The sequence below is a fragment of the Bradyrhizobium xenonodulans genome (assembly GCF_027594865.1).
Lineage (GTDB): Bacteria > Pseudomonadota > Alphaproteobacteria > Rhizobiales > Xanthobacteraceae > Bradyrhizobium > Bradyrhizobium xenonodulans.
On the sequence record NZ_CP089391.1, the window covers coordinates 6,270,732 to 6,286,302 of the forward strand.

Here is a 15,571-nt window from a genome sequence, read left to right on the forward strand (position 1 = left end):
TCTTCTCTCAGGTTGACACAAGGCTTGGGTTCAGTCCCCCACCCTGGGCACGACGATGGTGTCTTCGGGATGAAGGGTGACGGTGAGGCTGCCGCCGAGCGCCGGAATCCGGCTATAGGCCTGGTGATAGCTCGGCTGGCGCAGGCTGAGGGCGATGCCATCGGCGAGCGCGAGAAAAATGCGCAGGCTCTCGCCCTGATACACGATATCCGTGACCGTGCCGGTCAGGCGGTTGCAGGCGGCATCCTGCGCGCCATCGTCGATCAGCAGCTTTTCGCTGTGAACGGCCAGCATCAGGGCATCGCCGTCGGGGATGGCGCGGGCGCTGCGCAGCAGCGCATTGCCGAGCGCGACGCTGGCCGCATCGACACGGCGGACCGGCAGCATCGTGGCTTCGCCGATGAAGCTCGCCACGAAGGAATCCGCGGGATGATCGTGCAGCCGCTCGGGCTCGTCGATCTGGATCAGGCGGCCGTCCTTCATCACGGCGACGCGGTCGCTCATGGTCAGCGCCTCGCGCTGGTCGTGGGTGACGTAGATGATGGTGGCGCCGATGCGCCGGTGCAGCGCGCGCAGCTCGATCTGCATGGATTCGCGAAGCTGCTTGTCGAGCGCGGAGAGCGGCTCGTCCATCAGGATCAGGCGCGGCTCGAAGATCATGGCGCGCGCGAGCGCGACGCGCTGGCGCTGGCCGCCGGAGAGCTGCGCGATGCCGCGCTCCTCATAACCGGCGAGGCCGACCATCGAAAGCGCGGCGCGCACCTTGTCGGGCCAGCTTGCTTTTGGCAGGCGCCGCGCGCGTAGGGGAAAGGCGACGTTCTCGCCGACGCTCATATGCGGGAACAGCGCGTAGTTCTGGAACACGACGCCGATGTCGCGCTTGTGCGGTGGCATCCAGGTGACGTCGCGGCCGCCGAACAGGATCGTACCTGACGATGGCAGGATGAAGCCGCCGAGAATGCCGAGCAGCGTGGTCTTGCCGGAGCCGGAGGGGCCGAGCAGCGAGACGAACTCGCCGGCGCCGACATTGAGGGAGACGTCGTCGAGAGCGCGAACGGCGCCGTACGCCTTGCTCGCGGACCTGATCTCGACGCTTTCCGCTCGTTTGTCCAACGATCGACCTCGCCTCGTTCCCTGCAATGGCGTGCCTCACTGCGCGCCATAAGCCTGCTTTATAGACAGGGAAGTTGACACACTCGCAGCGAAGCGTGCATTGCACCAAATCTTCGCTCGCAAGCCCTGTCTTTAGGCTGTGATGCCAATGACACCAGACTTGGCAAAATCCGGCAATTGCCAAATTCTCACCGCGCTCATAACATGGCGTTATGCCCGAGCTGCGCCGGATGCTGCCCTCCAGTAACGCCCTGTTCGTCTTCGACGCAGCGGCGCGCAATGGCAGCTTCACGGCCGCGGCCGCCGAATTGAACGTCACGCAGCCGGCGGTGAGCCGGATGCTCGGTCAGTTCGAGGAGCATCTCGGCGTGCGCCTGTTCGATCGCAAAGCGGGCCGCGCGGTGCTCACCGAGGAAGGCGAGCTGCTCTATCGCCGCGTGCTCGACGGCTTTCGCAGCATCGAGACCGGGCTCGTCGAGATCGAGCGGCGCCGCAAGGGCACTGAGACGGTGACGCTGTCGGTGTCCTCCGCCTTCACCACGCATTGGCTGATGCCGCGCATCGACAAGCTCCAGAAGCAGTTTCCGCAGGTCGATCTGCGTTTCCAGCTCATCTCCGGCGCGCTGCGCGGACCGGTCGAGAATGTCGATCTCGGCATGCGCTTTCGCGACCGCGACGAGCCGTCGTCGGGCGGCATGCTGGTGATGAAGGAGGTCATGCTGCCGATGTGCAGCCCTGCCTATCTCGGCGAGACCGATCCCGCTGAAGGCAATACCATCATCCGCCTTGCCGAGACGCCGGGCGACTGGGCCGCGGATTACGCCTCGCTTCTCACCGGACGTCGCGGTGCGGCCAAGGGGCTTAGCTTCAGCGATTATGCCGTCGTGATGCAGGCCGCCCTGCTCGGCCAGGGCATCGCGCTCGGCTGGCTCACGGTGGCCTCGCACTGGCTTTTGACCGGCGCGCTGGTGCCGGCCTCCGACCGGCTCACCACCACAAGCCGCATCTGCGAATTCCTGCCACCGCGCAACCGGCCGATGCGCCCCATCGCCGCCGAGATCCGCGACTGGATCATCGCGCAGATGAAAAGCGAGATCGCCGCGCTCGACCGGCTCTATCCGCAGCTCGGCGCGATGGCGGCGTGCTACTAATGCGGGCGAGTAGTCGCTGCTCCCTCCGTGTCATTGCGAGGAGCGTAGCGACGAAGCAATCCAGACTGCCTCGACGGAAAGATTCTGGATTGCTTCGCTGCGCTCGCAATGACGATGCGGATGGAGTTTCACACCCTCAACGATGCTCGATCGCGCGGATCGCGCCGCGGAGCTCGGCGAGGCCGCGGAGGCGGCCGATCGCGGTGTAGCCGGGATTGGTGCGCTTGGTGGCGGCGAGATCATCGAGCATGCGGTGGCCGTGATCGGGGCGGAACACGATTTGGTTGTCGGCTGACCGCCGCGCGTTCTCCTTCAGCAACGCCTTCAGCACCGCGACCATGTCGACGTCACCATCGAGATGGTCGGACTCGTAGAACGACAGGCCGTCGGCCTCGCGCTTGGTCGCACGCAGATGCGCAAACGCGATGCGCGGGCCGAAGCGTTCGGCCATCGCGGGCAAGTCGTTCTCGGCGCGCACGCCAAGCGAGCCCGTGCACAGGCAGATGCCGTTGGCCTTGGACGGCACGGCATCGAACAGCGCCTGATAGTCCTCCGCGCTGGATGCGACACGCGGCAGGCCGAACAGCGGCCGCGGCGGATCGTCGGGGTGCAGCGTCAGCGACACGCCGAGCTGCTCCGCGACGGGTGCGACGCGGCCCAGGAACTCGGCGAGATGCTGCCGCAAGATCTTTGGCGTGATGTCGCGATAGGTTTCCAGCCGGCCACGGAATTGCGGGATGGTCATCGGCTCGGTGGTGGAGCCCGGCAGCGCGCTGGCGATGACCATGACGAGATAGTCGATATCGGCCTGGCTCATCTGGTCGAACAGCTTTTTCGCCCGTGCCTGCTGCTCGGGCGAATATTCCTGCACTGCGGCCGGGCGCTTGAGGATATGCAGCTCGAACGCGGCAAAGCGGTCCTGGTCGAAGCGCATGGCGCGGGCGCCGTTCGGCAGCTCCCATTCCAGATCGGTGCGGCACCAGTCGACGACAGGCATGAAATTATAGCAGATGATCTTGATGCCGGCGGCCGCGACCGCCTCCAGGCTCGCGATCCAGGCGTCGATGGATTTCGTTGCCTTGGCTCCGAGGCGCTTGACGTCGTCGGGGATCGGAATCGACTCCACCACCGACCAGGTCAGCTTTGAGCGGCCGGGCTGGCCGTTCTCGATGAAATTCTTGCGCTCCTCGACCGCCTTGCGCGTCCAGGCTTCCCCGATCGGAACCTGATGCAGCGCCGAGACGATATCGGTCGCCCCGGCCTGCCTGACATCGTCGAGCGAGACCGGATCATCCGGCCCGTACCAGCGCCAACCTTCGAGCATCATCGAAATTCTCCCAAAGCGTTTTCAAGCGAAGTGGGTACCGGTTCGCGTAAAGAAAACGCGTCAAAGCAAGCGTCAGTTCGCGGTCAGCACGACCTTGACGCTCTGCGAGCGGTCGAGCGCCAGCCGCAGCGCATCCGGCGCAGTCGACAGCGGCCGCTCGGCGGTGACCAGCGACAGCACGTCAACGCTGCCGTTGCCGATCAGCTCCACCGCAGTCATGAACTCGAAGCCGAAGCGGAACGAGCCGCGCAGGTCGATCTCCTTCGCCATCACCGCATTCGACGGCGTCGGGATCTGGCCGCCCGGCAGGTTGCCGATCTGCACCACGACGCCACCGCGCCTGACGATGCCGATGGCGCTCGCGAGCCCCGCCGCCGTGCCCGAGACTTCGAACGCCACGTCATAGGGACGTGAGGCGGCCTGCTCCTTCAGGCCCTCCTCGCCGCCCGAGACATTCTCGACGTGGGATGCACCGAGCCGGGTCGCAAAGGCGAGCGGTGCCGGCGCGATGTCGGCGACGGTGATGTCGGCCATACCGGCGCGATGTGCGGCGAGCATGGTCAGTAGCCCGATCGGGCCGGCACCAAAGATGATGCCGCGCTTGCCCTCGATATTGCCGGCGCGCGCGACCGCGTGCAGGCAGACCGCGAGCGGCTCGGCGAGCGCCGCAGCCTGATAGGACACATGGTCCGGAATCTTCACGCACTGCGCCGGCACCGCGTCGAAATAATTGGCAAAGCCGCCCTGCATGTGCGGCGTCTTCGACGCCGAGCCCATGAAATAGATGTTCTCGCACAGATTCGGCCGGCCCTCGCGGCAGGCGACGCAATGGCCGCACCAGCGCGACGGGTTGACCGCGACGCGGTCACCGATCTTGAGGTTCGCGGCCGAGCCCGCGATCTCCACGACCTCGCCCGAAATCTCATGACCGAGCACCAATGGCGACTTCACGACGAAATCGCCGGTCCGGGCATGACGGAAATAATGCATGTCCGAGCCGCAGATGCCGCCGGCACCGAAGCGGATACGCACCATGCCGTCTGCGAGCTTGTCGAGCGGATGCTCGATCATGCGCAGGTCTTCGGGGCCGAACAGGGTCGCGGCGAGAGCTGTGGAGGTCATTTGGAAAGTCCCATGTATTTTGGCAGCCAGAGGGTCAGTTCGGGAATGTAGGTGATCGCGATCAGCGCGAGCATCAGCGGCACCAGCCAGGGCAGGATCGCGACCGTCGTGCGCTCGACCGAGAGCTTTGCGACGCGGGCAAGCACGAACAGCACCATGCCGAGCGGCGGGTGCAGCAGCCCGATCATCAGGTTCAGTGTCATGATCAGACCGAAATGGATGGGGTCGATGCCGAGCTTGAGCACGATCGGCAGCAGGATCGGCACCAGGATGGTGATCGCCGCCGTGGTGTCGATGAAGCAGCCGACAAACAGGATCAGCACGTTGGCGAGCGCCAGAAACACCCATTTGTTGTGGGTGATGCTGAGCATCCAGTCCGACAGCATCTGGGCGGCCTGCGACACCGTCAGCAGCCAGGCGAAGATCGAGGCGGCCGTGACGATGAACAGCACCGAAGCCGTGGTCTCGATGGTGTCGAAGGTCGCCTTGGCGACGGTCTGGAACGTCATGGTGCGGTAGCGGACGAGGCCGAGGAACAGCGACCAGATCACGGCGGCAACCGCCGCTTCCGTCGGTGTGAACCAGCCGAGCGTCATGCCGCCGATCAGGATCACCGGCGCCATCAGCGCCATCACCGCCGAGAAATCGAAATACCAGTCGATCACCAGCAGCGTGCCAAGACCGATCACGACCGCGACGTTGACCGAGAGACCGGCGAGCGTCATCAGCCAGATCGCCATCGGGAACGACAGCACGATGACGATCTCGATCGCCGCCGAGCCGAGCTGCGGCCAGGAGAACGGCGTGTCGCTGCCCCATTTGTTCTTGTGCGCAAAGTAGGTGACGGTGGCCATCATGAACAGCGTCAGGACGATGCCGGGAATGACGCCGCCGAGGAACAACGCGCCGATCGAGACATTCGCCATCATGCCGTAGATCACGAAGGGCAGCGACGGCGGGATGATCGGCCCGAGCGTCGCGGAGGCCGCGGTGACGCCGACCGAGAACTCGGTGGAATAGCCGTGATCCTTCATCGCCTTGATCTCGATGGTGCCGAGACCGGCGGCATCCGCGATCGCGGTGCCGGACATGCCGGAGAAGATCACCGAGCCGATGATGTTGACGTGGCCGAGGCCGCCGCGCATCCAGCCGACGAGGGCGACGGCGAATTTGTAGATGCGCCCGGTGACACCGGCGATATTCATGAGGTTGCCGGCCAGGATGAAGAACGGCACCGCGAGCAGCGGAAAGCTCTCGACACCGGCGATCATGCGCTGCGCCAGCGTGACGTCGGGCGTCACACCGCTGACCAGGATGTAGAGCAGCGACGACGCGGCCATGGCGATCGCCACGGGAACGCCGAGCAACATCAGGACGAGAAAGCCTCCGAGCAACAGCAGCATGATGTTATATCTCCGACCCGTCGTAGGCACCGGGACGTTCGAGGACCGAATAACCCTGCCGCCAATGTTGCAGCGCGGCCTGCAACGAACGCAGGAACATCAGCACGAAACCGAGCAGCACCGCGTAATAGACGTAGTTCTTGGGGAAGTTGATCGTGGTCATCTGCTCGTCACCGATGATCTGGATGTAGGTCCAGACCAGCTTGGTGGCGTAGCCGAAGAAGGCGATCCGGATCAGGTCGATGACCGTCGACAGCGCGCGCCCCACGGGTTGCGGCAGATAGCGGTAGACGAGGTCGACCTGGATGTGCCGCGACAGCCGCACGCACATCGAGGCGCCGATGAAGACCACGCCGATCAGGCAATAGGTCGCGATCTCCTCGGTCCAGGCATAGCTATCGTTGAGCACGTAGCGGGTGAAGAACTGGAGGAAGACGGCGAGCGCCATCACCCAGAAGATCGCGAGCGCCACCCAGTCCTCGAAGGCGTAAACGCCGAGATCGACCTTCGGCGTCGCCTCCTCCTCGAAGGTATGGGCGATCTCATCCCCGGTGATCTGCCGGTGCACTTCGACGCTCGACATGGCTTACCTCTCTCCAAATCGTCGTTCCGGGGCGCCGCGCGAGCGTCGAGCCCGGAATGACGTCTTTGTCCTACCGTCTCACACTCGCTCCGCTCCTCATCCTGAGGAGCTTGCGAAGCAAGCGTCTCGAAGGATGGCCCCGGGGCGACACTGGGGCCTTCATGGTTCGAGACGCGCGTTCCGCGCTCCTCACCATGAGGGTCTTGCTTATTTCACCGCCTGGATCTTTTCCCAGTCCGCCTTGCGATACCCAAAGGTCTCGAACGCGACGTTCTTCAGCACGGTGTCGCGGAACTCGTTCTTGTCGACCTCGGTCACGGTCAGGCCCTTATCCTTGAAGAAGGCGACCAGCTTGGCTTCGTTCTGCTTGATCTCGCCGGTGGCTTTCGCTGCGGCCTCCTGCGCCACGTCGGTGAAGATCTTCTTGTCCTCGTCAGAGAGCTTCTTCCACAGCGCGCCAGCGATCACGGTGTTGAGGTGATCGACGATATGGCCGGTCAGCACAATGTGCTTCTGCACCTCGTAGAACTTCTTGGCCTCGATCGTGGTCAGCGGGTTCTCCTGCGCCTCGACGGTGCCGTTCTGGAGCGCGAGATAGACCTCGGCGAAGGCAATCGGCGCGGTGTTGGCGCCGCATGCGCGCGGCATGGCGAGATAGGCCGGCACGTCGGGCACCCGCATCTTCAGGCCCTTCATGTCGGCGCAAGTCTTGATCGGCTTGTTCGACGAGGTCTGGCGCACGCCGTAATAGGTCACCGCGACGATGTGATGGCCGCTCTTGTCCTCGTAGCCCTTGGCGAGTTCCTTGAAGATGTCGCTCTTGGTGTAGGCGAGCAGATGGTCGGCGTCGCGGAAGGTGTAGGGATAATAGGTCACGCCGATCGGCGGAAAGCTCTTGGCCGCGAAGCTCGAGCCGGAGATGATGATGTCGACCGAGCCGAGCGACAGGCCCTGGTTGATGTCGGCTTCCTTGCCGAGCTGAGACGCCGGATAGACGTCGATCGCATAGCGCCCGTTGGTGCGCTTGCCGATCTCCTGCGCGGCCCAGACCGAAGCGGTATGGAACGGCTCCGAGGTCTCGTAGACATGGGCCCATTTGAGCTTGGTCTGCGCGATGCCGGCATGGGTCGTCGCAAACATCGCCGCGGCGGAAACCGCGAGCACCGTTGTCATCTTCTTCAACATCGACTTTTCCTCCATCTCTCAAGTCTGCTTCTTGTTCGCCCGCCCCAACGCGGATGCGGACCGCCCAATCTCATCGCCGTCGCGCAACTCTGCTCTCGGCCCGCTTCTTCTTCGGCGCATGTTTCGGTTTTGATGGTTTTGCCGGCGATCGCTCCGGGCGGCTGCGCCCGGACGACGATCCCGCTGCGTTCTCGGCGCCGAAATTCTGCGCAAAGCGCTCCTGCGAACGCGCCAGATGGTTTCGCATGGCCTCGCGCGCAGTGTCAGGGTCGCGCGCGGCAATCGCGTCGCGCACGGCGCGATGCTCGTCGAGCGCGGTGCGCCAGGTGCCCGGGCTCTCGAAATAATGCGCAAGCTGCGCGAAATAGGGGTTGAGGCGCTGATCGAACAACTCGCCGACCACGCGCACCAGAACGGCATTGCCGAGACTTCCGGCGATCGCGACGTGGAAGGCACGGTCGTGCACCATCGAGGCTTCGCCGGGATGCTCGACATTCTCCATCGCGACAAGCGACGCATCGATGCGGGCGACGTCGTCCTTCGTTGCCACGCGCGCGGCCTGTTCGGCGATGGCGCTTTCCAGGAATTCACGGGCGCGGAGCAGCTCGAACGGACCCTCGATGACGGAAGCGGGTGCGGGCGCGGCAATTGCGGCGGGCTCGATCACATAGATGCCGGAGCCGACGCGGATGCGCAGGCGGCCTTCGACCTCGAGCGCGATCAGGGCTTCGCGTACGGTCGGCCGCGAGATCTTGAGCTGTTCGGCGAGCTCGCGCTCGGTCGGCAAGCGGCTGCCGACCGCGTACTCGCCGCTGTCGATCAGGCTTCGCAATTGATCGGCGACCTGGCGATAGAGCCGTCTCGCCTCCACAGCTTCCAGCGGCACGCTGGTCCTCCCGAAAGGGTCGCGTCGGGCACCCGAATGCCCGCGGCCTGCCAATTTTGGAAAATTGGTCTTACCAATTGACCGGAGCATTGACCTGATACGGGCGCCATGTCAAGCAGCGGCAAAGCAAAGGGGAGACGTCCATGCGCCATATTTCAACGCGCGTTGGCCGCGCCAATCTCGACCGGCTGCCGCCAGCGATCCGCCGCCCGGCCTATGACCGTTCGCGCGTCACGCCCGGCATCGTGCATCTCGGCCTTGGGGCGTTTCATCGCGCCCATCAGGCCGTGGTCATCGACGATTGCCTTGCCGCAGGTAGCTCGTCCTGGGGCATCATCGGCGCGAGCCTGCGCAGCCCCGATACGCGCGACGCCCTCGCTCCGCAGGATCATCTTTATACTGTGGCGGTCCGCGCCGCCGAAGGCACCGAGCACCGCGTCATCGGCGCGCTGCTCGACAGCGTCGTCGCGCGCGAGAAGCCGGCAGCCTTGGTCGAGCGGATGGCCGATCCCGCCATTCGCATCGTCTCGCTCACCGTCACCGAGAAGGGCTATTGCCACACGCCGCAGACCGGCGACCTCGACGAGCGGCATCCTGATGTCGTGCACGATCTGAATAATTTTGACGCGCCGCGCTCGGCGCCGGGCTTCATCGTCGCGGCTCTGGCGCGGCGCCGGGCGCAAGGCCTTGCCCCCTTCACCGTGCTCTGCTGCGACAATCTCGCCGCCAACGGCCACACTGTGCAGCGGATCGTGACGCAGTTCGCGGCGCTTCGCTCCAAGGACCTCGGCAAATGGATTGCGGATAACGCCGCCTTCCCCTCGACCATGGTCGACCGCATCGTACCGGAAACCACGGATGCCGACCGCGATGCGGTGTCATCCGCCCTCGGCCTACGCGACGCTTGGCCGGTGATGACCGAACCGTTCACGCAATGGGTGGTCGAGGACCGTTTCACGGCGGGCCGGCCCGATCTTGCCGCAGCCGGCGTCGAGCTCGTCACCGACGTCAAGCCGTTCGAGCTGATGAAGCTGCGGCTGCTCAACGCCAGCCATTCCGCGCTGGCCTATCTCGGCTATCTCGCGGGCCACGAGACCATCGCCGACACCATGCAGGATCCGCATTTCGCGCGCCTCGCCGCGCAGGTGATGGAGGAGGCCGCGGTGACACTGACCATGCCGTCAGGCACTGATCTTTCCGCCTACCGCGCTTCGCTGCTCAAGCGTTTTTCCAATCCGGCGCTGCATCACCGCACCTGGCAGATCGCAATGGACGGCTCGCAAAAGCTGCCGCAGCGCCTGCTCGGCGCGATGCAGGACCGCCTCGCCAAGGGCCTGCCGATCGCGACGCATGCGCTCGCGGTGGCCGGCTGGATGCGCTACGTCAGCGGCCTCGACGAGCACGGCCGCGCCATCGACGTGCGCGATCCCCTCGCCGCCGAGTTCGCCGCGCTGGCGCGCGAGGCGGGTCCTGTGGCCGAGCGGCTCGCGCCCGCATTGCTCGGCGTGGAAAAAGTGTTCGGGCCGCTGGGCGCCGATCTGCGCCTGCGCGAGGCCGTGACTGCGGCGCTTGGCCGCCTTTATAAGGACGGTGCGCGGCGGGCGGTGGAGACATCAGTCTCGGCGTGATCACAAAGCAGGCAGCATCATGAATGCTGCACTGCGGTCAAAAGCGAACGCAAAATCGATCGGAAGTCGCGCTTGATTTTTGCCTGTCATTGCCGCACCCGAGAGGCATGGCAAAGGACAGCAAGGTCATCGCCGCGAACGCGGCCTTTTACGCCGCCTTTTCAGCCGGCGACTTCGACGGCATGGAACGGATGTGGGCGGATGACGACGCCATCTCCTGCATCCATCCCGGCTGGCCGGCCATCATCGGCCGCGCCACCGTGATCGGAAGCTGGCGCGACATCCTGCAAAATCCGGAACGGCCCCAGATCACCTGTGCCGAACCCCAGGCCATCATCGACGGCGACAGCGCCCGCGTGCTCTGCATCGAGATCGTCGACGGTACCGCTTTGGCCGCCGCAAACCATTTTCGGCGTGTCGGCGACGACTGGCGCCTGGTGCATCACCAGTCGAGCCCGATTGCGCAGATTGTCGAGCAGGCCGAGGACGATAGAGCAAGTCACCGGGTGCACTGACCGCGCCGCTCACGCCGGCGTGATCTACTGTGCATGGGGTTGTTTTTCAGTTTTTTGTATTGAGCCCTCGAGTTCCGACAAATCATCCAGGACCGCTTGCGCCGCGCCGAAGTCATCGTCCCGAAAAAACATGCTTCGGGTGATGAGGACGGGGATGCCGGCCCGCGAGGCCGCGATCAGCCCATTGCCGGAATCCTCGATCGCAACGCAGTCGGATGCGTCCAGCTTCAGTCGCGCCAGGATCTCGAGATAGACATCCGGCGCCGGCTTCTTGTGCCTGACATCGTCGCCTGCGACGATCGCATCAAAATCCGCGGCCCAGCGCCTTCCCAGCGCCTGCGAGAGCAGCGCATCGATGTTGCCGTGCGAGGTCGTGGTCGCGATCGCAAGCCGCTGGCCGCGCGCCTTTGCCGCGGCGAGCAAATCGGTCACACCGGGCCTCAGGGGGCAGCAGCCGGACTCGACCAGCTCGGCATAATGCGCGGTCTTGATGCGGTGGAGTTTTGCGACGTCCGCGTCCGGCAATGGCGGGGCGATCCCCAGCTGCGCGTGGTAGGCGCGCATGCGTTCCTTGCCGCCCGTGACCCGCAGCAGGTCCTTGTAGACGGCACGGTCCCAATGCCAGCCGAGCCCGTGATGGACGAAGGCATGGTTGAAAGCCTGCCGATGCAGCTCCTCGGTCTCGGCGAGGGTCCCGTCGACATCGAAGATCAGCGCGGCCGCGCGGCGGATCAGTTCGGCGGCATCCGCCGGCGCCAGAGCGAACGCTTCTGCCTGCATGATCGATGCCTCCCTTTGAGAGGCGAGCATCGCCCGAGGCCGCAGGCGAGACAAATCGCAATATCTTTTGCCGGACCCAAAAATCTCTTATGAGCGGGGACGCGCAGCTGGCGCGGACGGGAACTCCGACCTGCACGGGAGATTCATGCGGCTCTTCATCCTCGGCCTCGGCTATAGCGCCCGGCACTTCATCCGCAGGTTCGGCGGCACCTTCTCGCATATTGCCGGCACCGTGCGCGATCCCGCGAAGCAGGATGACCTTGGCGAGATCGAGGTGCATGCCTTTTCCGCCAGCACTCCTCCGGCACGGGAGACGATCGAACGTATCGGCGACGCGGATGCCCTTTTGGTGTCGATCCCGCCCGACAGCACCGGCGATCCCGCGCTCGCGGCATTCGGCGACGCATTGGCGGCGGGCCGCCGCAAAATCGTCTATCTCTCGACCATCGGCGTGTATGGCGATCACGCCGGCGGATGGGTCGGCGAAAGCACGCCGCCGCAAGCGACGCTCGAGCGCACGCGGATGCGGATCGCTGCGGAGCAGGCCTGGACGGAGATGGCGCACGGCGATGTCGCGATCCTGCGGCTCGCGGGAATCTACGGCCCCGGCCGCAACGCCCTGGCGACGCTGCGCGCGGGGACGGCCAGGCGCATCATCAAGCCGGGGCAGGTCTTCAACCGCATCCACGCCGACGACATCGCCAGCACGATCATGGCCGCGCTTCGTCATCAGGGCGGCGGCATCTTCAACGTCTGCGACGACGAGCCCGCACCGCCGCAGGACGTGATCGTCTATGCTGCACAGCTGATGGGCATGGCACCGCCGCCCGAGGAAGCCTTCGCAACCGCCGAGATGTCGGCGATGGCGCGCAGCTTCTATGCCAGCAGCGCGCGCGTCTCCAATGCGAAATTGAAGCGCGAACTCGGCGTCACGCTTGCCCATCCGACCTACCGGCATGGCCTGGACGCGCTGTGGCGCGCCGGCGAAGGACGATAGGGTTCCGGCGTCCCATACGCGTTCCAGACATGCCCTGCCCGCGCTTGACTTCGCCTCGGCGTGGTCGTGATCTGGACGCTCAGCGAGCCACGACATAACGAGCTCGCGCCTTGGGAGGATGCAATGAACAAGACGATCGCCATGATCGCGGCGGTGGCTGCCGTCATCACATTCGGTGCAGCGCACGCCGCACCGCTGCCCGAAGTCAATCCCGACGACGCCGGCTTCTCGAAGCAGGGCCTAGCACGGCTCGACAGTTTCTTCGCGCGCGAGATCGCCGCCAAGCGCGTCCCCGGCGCGGTCGTCGCCATCGCGCGGGACGGCAAGCTCGTGCATTACAAGGCCTATGGCATGCTCGATCCGGACAAGGGCACGCCGATGCCGGTCGATGCGATCTTCGCGCTGGCCTCGATGACCAAGCCGATGGCGGCGGTGGCGGGCCTGACGCTGATGGAGCAAGGCAAGCTGCCGCTCCAGGCCAAGTTGTCCGATTACTATCCCGGCTTTGCCGACATGAAGGTCGGCGTGCCCCAGGCCGACGGCTCGCTCAAACTGGAGCCGCAGGCCTCGCCGATCTTCATCCATGATCTCTACCGGCATACATCGGGATTGATGTATGGCGGTCGTCCCGACAGTTCGAGCCCGGTCGCACGGCAATACCCCGATGGTGTCGCGCCGGCGATCGAGGGCGACACTCAGGCCTTCATCGACCGCATGACAAAGCTGCCGCTGGCGCATCAGCCATCGACCGAGTTCGAATACGGCTTCTCGATCGACGTGCTCGGCGCCGTGGTCGAGAAGGTGAGCGAGCAGAAGCTCGGCGACTATCTCGCCGCCAATGTCTGGCAGCCGCTCGGCATGAAGGACGCGACCTTCCACCCGACCGACGCGCAGCGCCCTCGCCTCGCCCGCCCGTTCGCCAACGATCCGCTGACCGGCAAGCCGCAGGCTATCAAGCTCCTGGACACGCCGACCCAGTTCGATTGCGGCGGGGCCTGCTCGTTTGCGACGATCGGCGACTACGTCCGCTTCGGGCAGATGCTGCTTAACGGCGGCGAGCTCGACGGCCAGCGTATCCTCGGACCGAAGACCGTGCATCACATGACGACCAATCATCTCGGCCCCGAGATCAAGAACAACGTGGCCAACGTCGAGCCGCATCGCGCCGGCTTCGGCTTCGGCCTGTCGGTCGCGGTCCGCACCGGCGAGGGCCTGTCGTCGGTGCCCGGCAATCCCGGCGAATTCACCTGGAACGGCGCCTACGGGACGCAGTTCTTCTGCGATCCCAAGGAGCGTCTCGTCGTGGTGGTGGGGACGGCCGCGCCTGGCGAGCTGCGCAAGTACTATCGCGAGCAGGTGCAGGACATCGTCTATGGCGCGATGACGAAGTGAGACCTGCGTTGCTTGACAGAGAAAGGGCGGCCACTCCGGCCGCCCTTGATATTCAGCCTCAGCTCAACACGCCGTATTTCCTAAACCAGGCCTGCGCCTGCTTCCAGGCGTCTTCCGCGGCATCCTTGCGGTAGCTGCCGCGGTAATCGGCATGGAAGCCGTGCGGCGCTTCCGGATAGATCTTGAATTCGGCCGTCTTCTCGTTCTGCTCGAGCGCCGCCTTCATCTGCTCGACCTGCGCCACGGGAATGCCGGTATCGGCACCGCCATAGAGGCCGAGCACCGGCGCCTTCATCTCAGGCGCAAGCTGCATCGGGCTCTTCGGCCACAGCGGATTGGCGGGGTCGACCATCGTGCCGTAGAAGGCAACACCGGCCTTGAGCATGCCGCTATGGGCGGCATATTCCCAGACGGTACGCCCGCCTCGGCAGAAGCCGATGATGCCGAGCTTCGCCGTATCGCCGCCCTGCGATCCCGCCCAGGCCACGACCGCGTCGAGATCGGACAGCAGCTCGGCGTCCGGCTTGGCATTGACGATCGGCAGCAGGTCCTTGATGTCGGCGATCTTGGTCAGATCAGTGCCCTTGCGGAAGTAATAGTCGGGGGCGATCGCGAACGCGCCGAGCTTGGCAAGCCTCCGCGTCACATCCTTGATGTACTCATGCAGGCCGAAAATCTCCATCGCCACGATGATCACCGGGCGAAATAAGCAGGCATCTCCTCGGAGCCGACCTTGATCCTGGCATCGCCGGCCTGGAGGCCGCTGCTGTCGGTCGCGATCGACTCGGCGCGGACCGGGCCGGCCGCAAGCGTGTAGCCGGCGGCGACGGCCGCGGTGGCGCTCATGAATCCGCGGCGCGAGACTGGGGCGACCTTGGTCAGCCCCACGACGTCGGACGTCATGGTGGTTTCAATGCTCATCTATCCCATCCTTCCTGATGCCTGGCCCTGAATCCTTCAGGCGACGCATTCGCCGATAGTTGCCGGCCAAACGCAAATCACCAGCCTGCGAGCGCGCAGCTTTCAGGCTCGCCTCGACGATGGGGAAGGCCCGCACCGGCGACCGAATACAGCCTGTTCAGCGCATGACCGAACGTATTGCGGATTTAACCGTCTGGCTGCGTTGCGCCGCAACATCCATTAACCGAAAAGCGTCGTTCTCTCGCCACCGTTTGCGCTGCCACGGGTTGCAGGCCCTCCGCCCGTTTCGCGCGATCCGAAACGTTCGCCGCAACAAACGGGTTCCGCAGTGGCCATCACGCCACATCATGTTGCGCAGGCGTGGCACCTGATCGGAATTTCGCGCACCAGCCTCGGTCATTTGACTGAAATTTTCAGAAGAGTTGAGCCGTGCGATTTACTCGAACTTTCTTTGTGACGCTCTAGTTCCACTTCCGAAACTTCCATCTCCAGAACGGAGAAGCGTCTTCCAAGCGCGGTTAGTCGTCCTCTTCGAGCGAAGCATCACCTCACGGCTTCATTCCCGCCC

The 15,571-nt window shown here is 64.8% G+C and carries 13 protein-coding genes and 1 pseudogene; 5 read left to right on the top strand and 9 right to left on the bottom strand.

Going from position 1 to position 15,571, the window contains the following annotated elements:
* Positions 1–30: 30 nt before the first annotated feature.
* Positions 31–1,113, bottom strand: coding sequence for an ABC transporter ATP-binding protein (locus I3J27_RS29755; protein WP_270162437.1), 1,083 nt, complete (start codon positions 1,111–1,113; stop codon positions 31–33).
* 212 nt (positions 1,114–1,325) lie between these two features.
* Between I3J27_RS29755 and I3J27_RS29760 the strand changes: the two genes are divergently transcribed.
* Positions 1,326–2,264 (top strand): LysR family transcriptional regulator, encoded by a 939-nt coding sequence (locus I3J27_RS29760; protein WP_270162438.1) that lies wholly within the window; start codon positions 1,326–1,328, stop codon positions 2,262–2,264.
* A 136-nt stretch (positions 2,265–2,400) separates the two neighbouring features.
* On the opposite strand, the gene uxuA is transcribed toward I3J27_RS29760, so the two are convergent.
* From uxuA to I3J27_RS29790, 6 genes are all read right to left on the bottom strand, one after another.
* Positions 2,401–3,591 (bottom strand): mannonate dehydratase, encoded by a 1,191-nt coding sequence (gene uxuA, locus I3J27_RS29765; protein ID WP_270162439.1) that lies wholly within the window; start codon positions 3,589–3,591, stop codon positions 2,401–2,403.
* A 72-nt stretch (positions 3,592–3,663) separates the two neighbouring features.
* Positions 3,664–4,713, bottom strand: a complete 1,050-nt coding sequence (locus I3J27_RS29770) for an L-idonate 5-dehydrogenase (RefSeq protein ID WP_270162440.1) — start codon at positions 4,711–4,713, stop codon at positions 3,664–3,666.
* Positions 4,710–6,116, bottom strand: coding sequence for a TRAP transporter large permease (locus tag I3J27_RS29775; protein WP_270162441.1), 1,407 nt, complete (start codon positions 6,114–6,116; stop codon positions 4,710–4,712). Before I3J27_RS29775 ends, I3J27_RS29770 begins: the two co-directional genes overlap by 4 nt.
* A 4-nt stretch (positions 6,117–6,120) precedes the next feature.
* A complete protein-coding gene (locus I3J27_RS29780) occupies positions 6,121–6,699 on the bottom strand; it encodes a TRAP transporter small permease (protein WP_270162442.1) in 579 nt (192 codons plus the stop codon).
* A 207-nt stretch (positions 6,700–6,906) separates the two neighbouring features.
* Positions 6,907–7,884, bottom strand: coding sequence for a sialic acid TRAP transporter substrate-binding protein SiaP (locus I3J27_RS29785; protein ID WP_270162443.1), 978 nt, complete (start codon positions 7,882–7,884; stop codon positions 6,907–6,909).
* Positions 7,885–7,954: 70 nt separating this feature from the next.
* Positions 7,955–8,770 (bottom strand): FadR/GntR family transcriptional regulator, encoded by an 816-nt coding sequence (locus I3J27_RS29790; protein WP_270162444.1) that lies wholly within the window; start codon positions 8,768–8,770, stop codon positions 7,955–7,957.
* Between the two features lie 143 nt (positions 8,771–8,913).
* On the opposite strand from I3J27_RS29790, the gene I3J27_RS29795 reads away from it, so the two are divergent.
* A complete protein-coding gene (locus tag I3J27_RS29795; RefSeq protein WP_270162445.1) occupies positions 8,914–10,398 on the top strand; it encodes a mannitol dehydrogenase family protein in 1,485 nt (494 codons plus the stop codon).
* Positions 10,399–10,505: 107 nt separating this feature from the next.
* Positions 10,506–10,913 carry a nuclear transport factor 2 family protein gene (locus I3J27_RS29800; protein ID WP_270162446.1) on the top strand — a complete coding sequence of 136 codons (408 nt, stop codon included), beginning with the start codon at positions 10,506–10,508 and terminating at the stop codon, positions 10,911–10,913.
* Positions 10,914–10,937: 24 nt separating this feature from the next.
* On the opposite strand, the gene I3J27_RS29805 is transcribed toward I3J27_RS29800, so the two are convergent.
* Positions 10,938–11,693, bottom strand: a complete 756-nt coding sequence (locus tag I3J27_RS29805) for an HAD family hydrolase (protein WP_270162447.1) — start codon at positions 11,691–11,693, stop codon at positions 10,938–10,940.
* A 145-nt stretch (positions 11,694–11,838) separates the two neighbouring features.
* Between I3J27_RS29805 and I3J27_RS29810 the strand changes: the two genes are divergently transcribed.
* The gene (locus I3J27_RS29810) at positions 11,839–12,690 is read left to right on the top strand and encodes an SDR family oxidoreductase (protein WP_270162448.1); all 852 of its coding nucleotides are present in this window, start codon (positions 11,839–11,841) and stop codon (positions 12,688–12,690) included.
* Between the two features lie 123 nt (positions 12,691–12,813).
* On the top strand, positions 12,814–14,082 hold the full coding sequence (locus I3J27_RS29815) for a serine hydrolase domain-containing protein (protein WP_270162449.1): 1,269 nt from the start codon (positions 12,814–12,816) through the stop codon (positions 14,080–14,082).
* Between the two features lie 58 nt (positions 14,083–14,140).
* Here the strand turns inward: I3J27_RS29815 and I3J27_RS29820 are convergent.
* A pseudogene (locus I3J27_RS29820) lies at positions 14,141–15,003 on the bottom strand (dienelactone hydrolase family protein).
* Positions 15,004–15,571 lie beyond the last annotated feature (568 nt).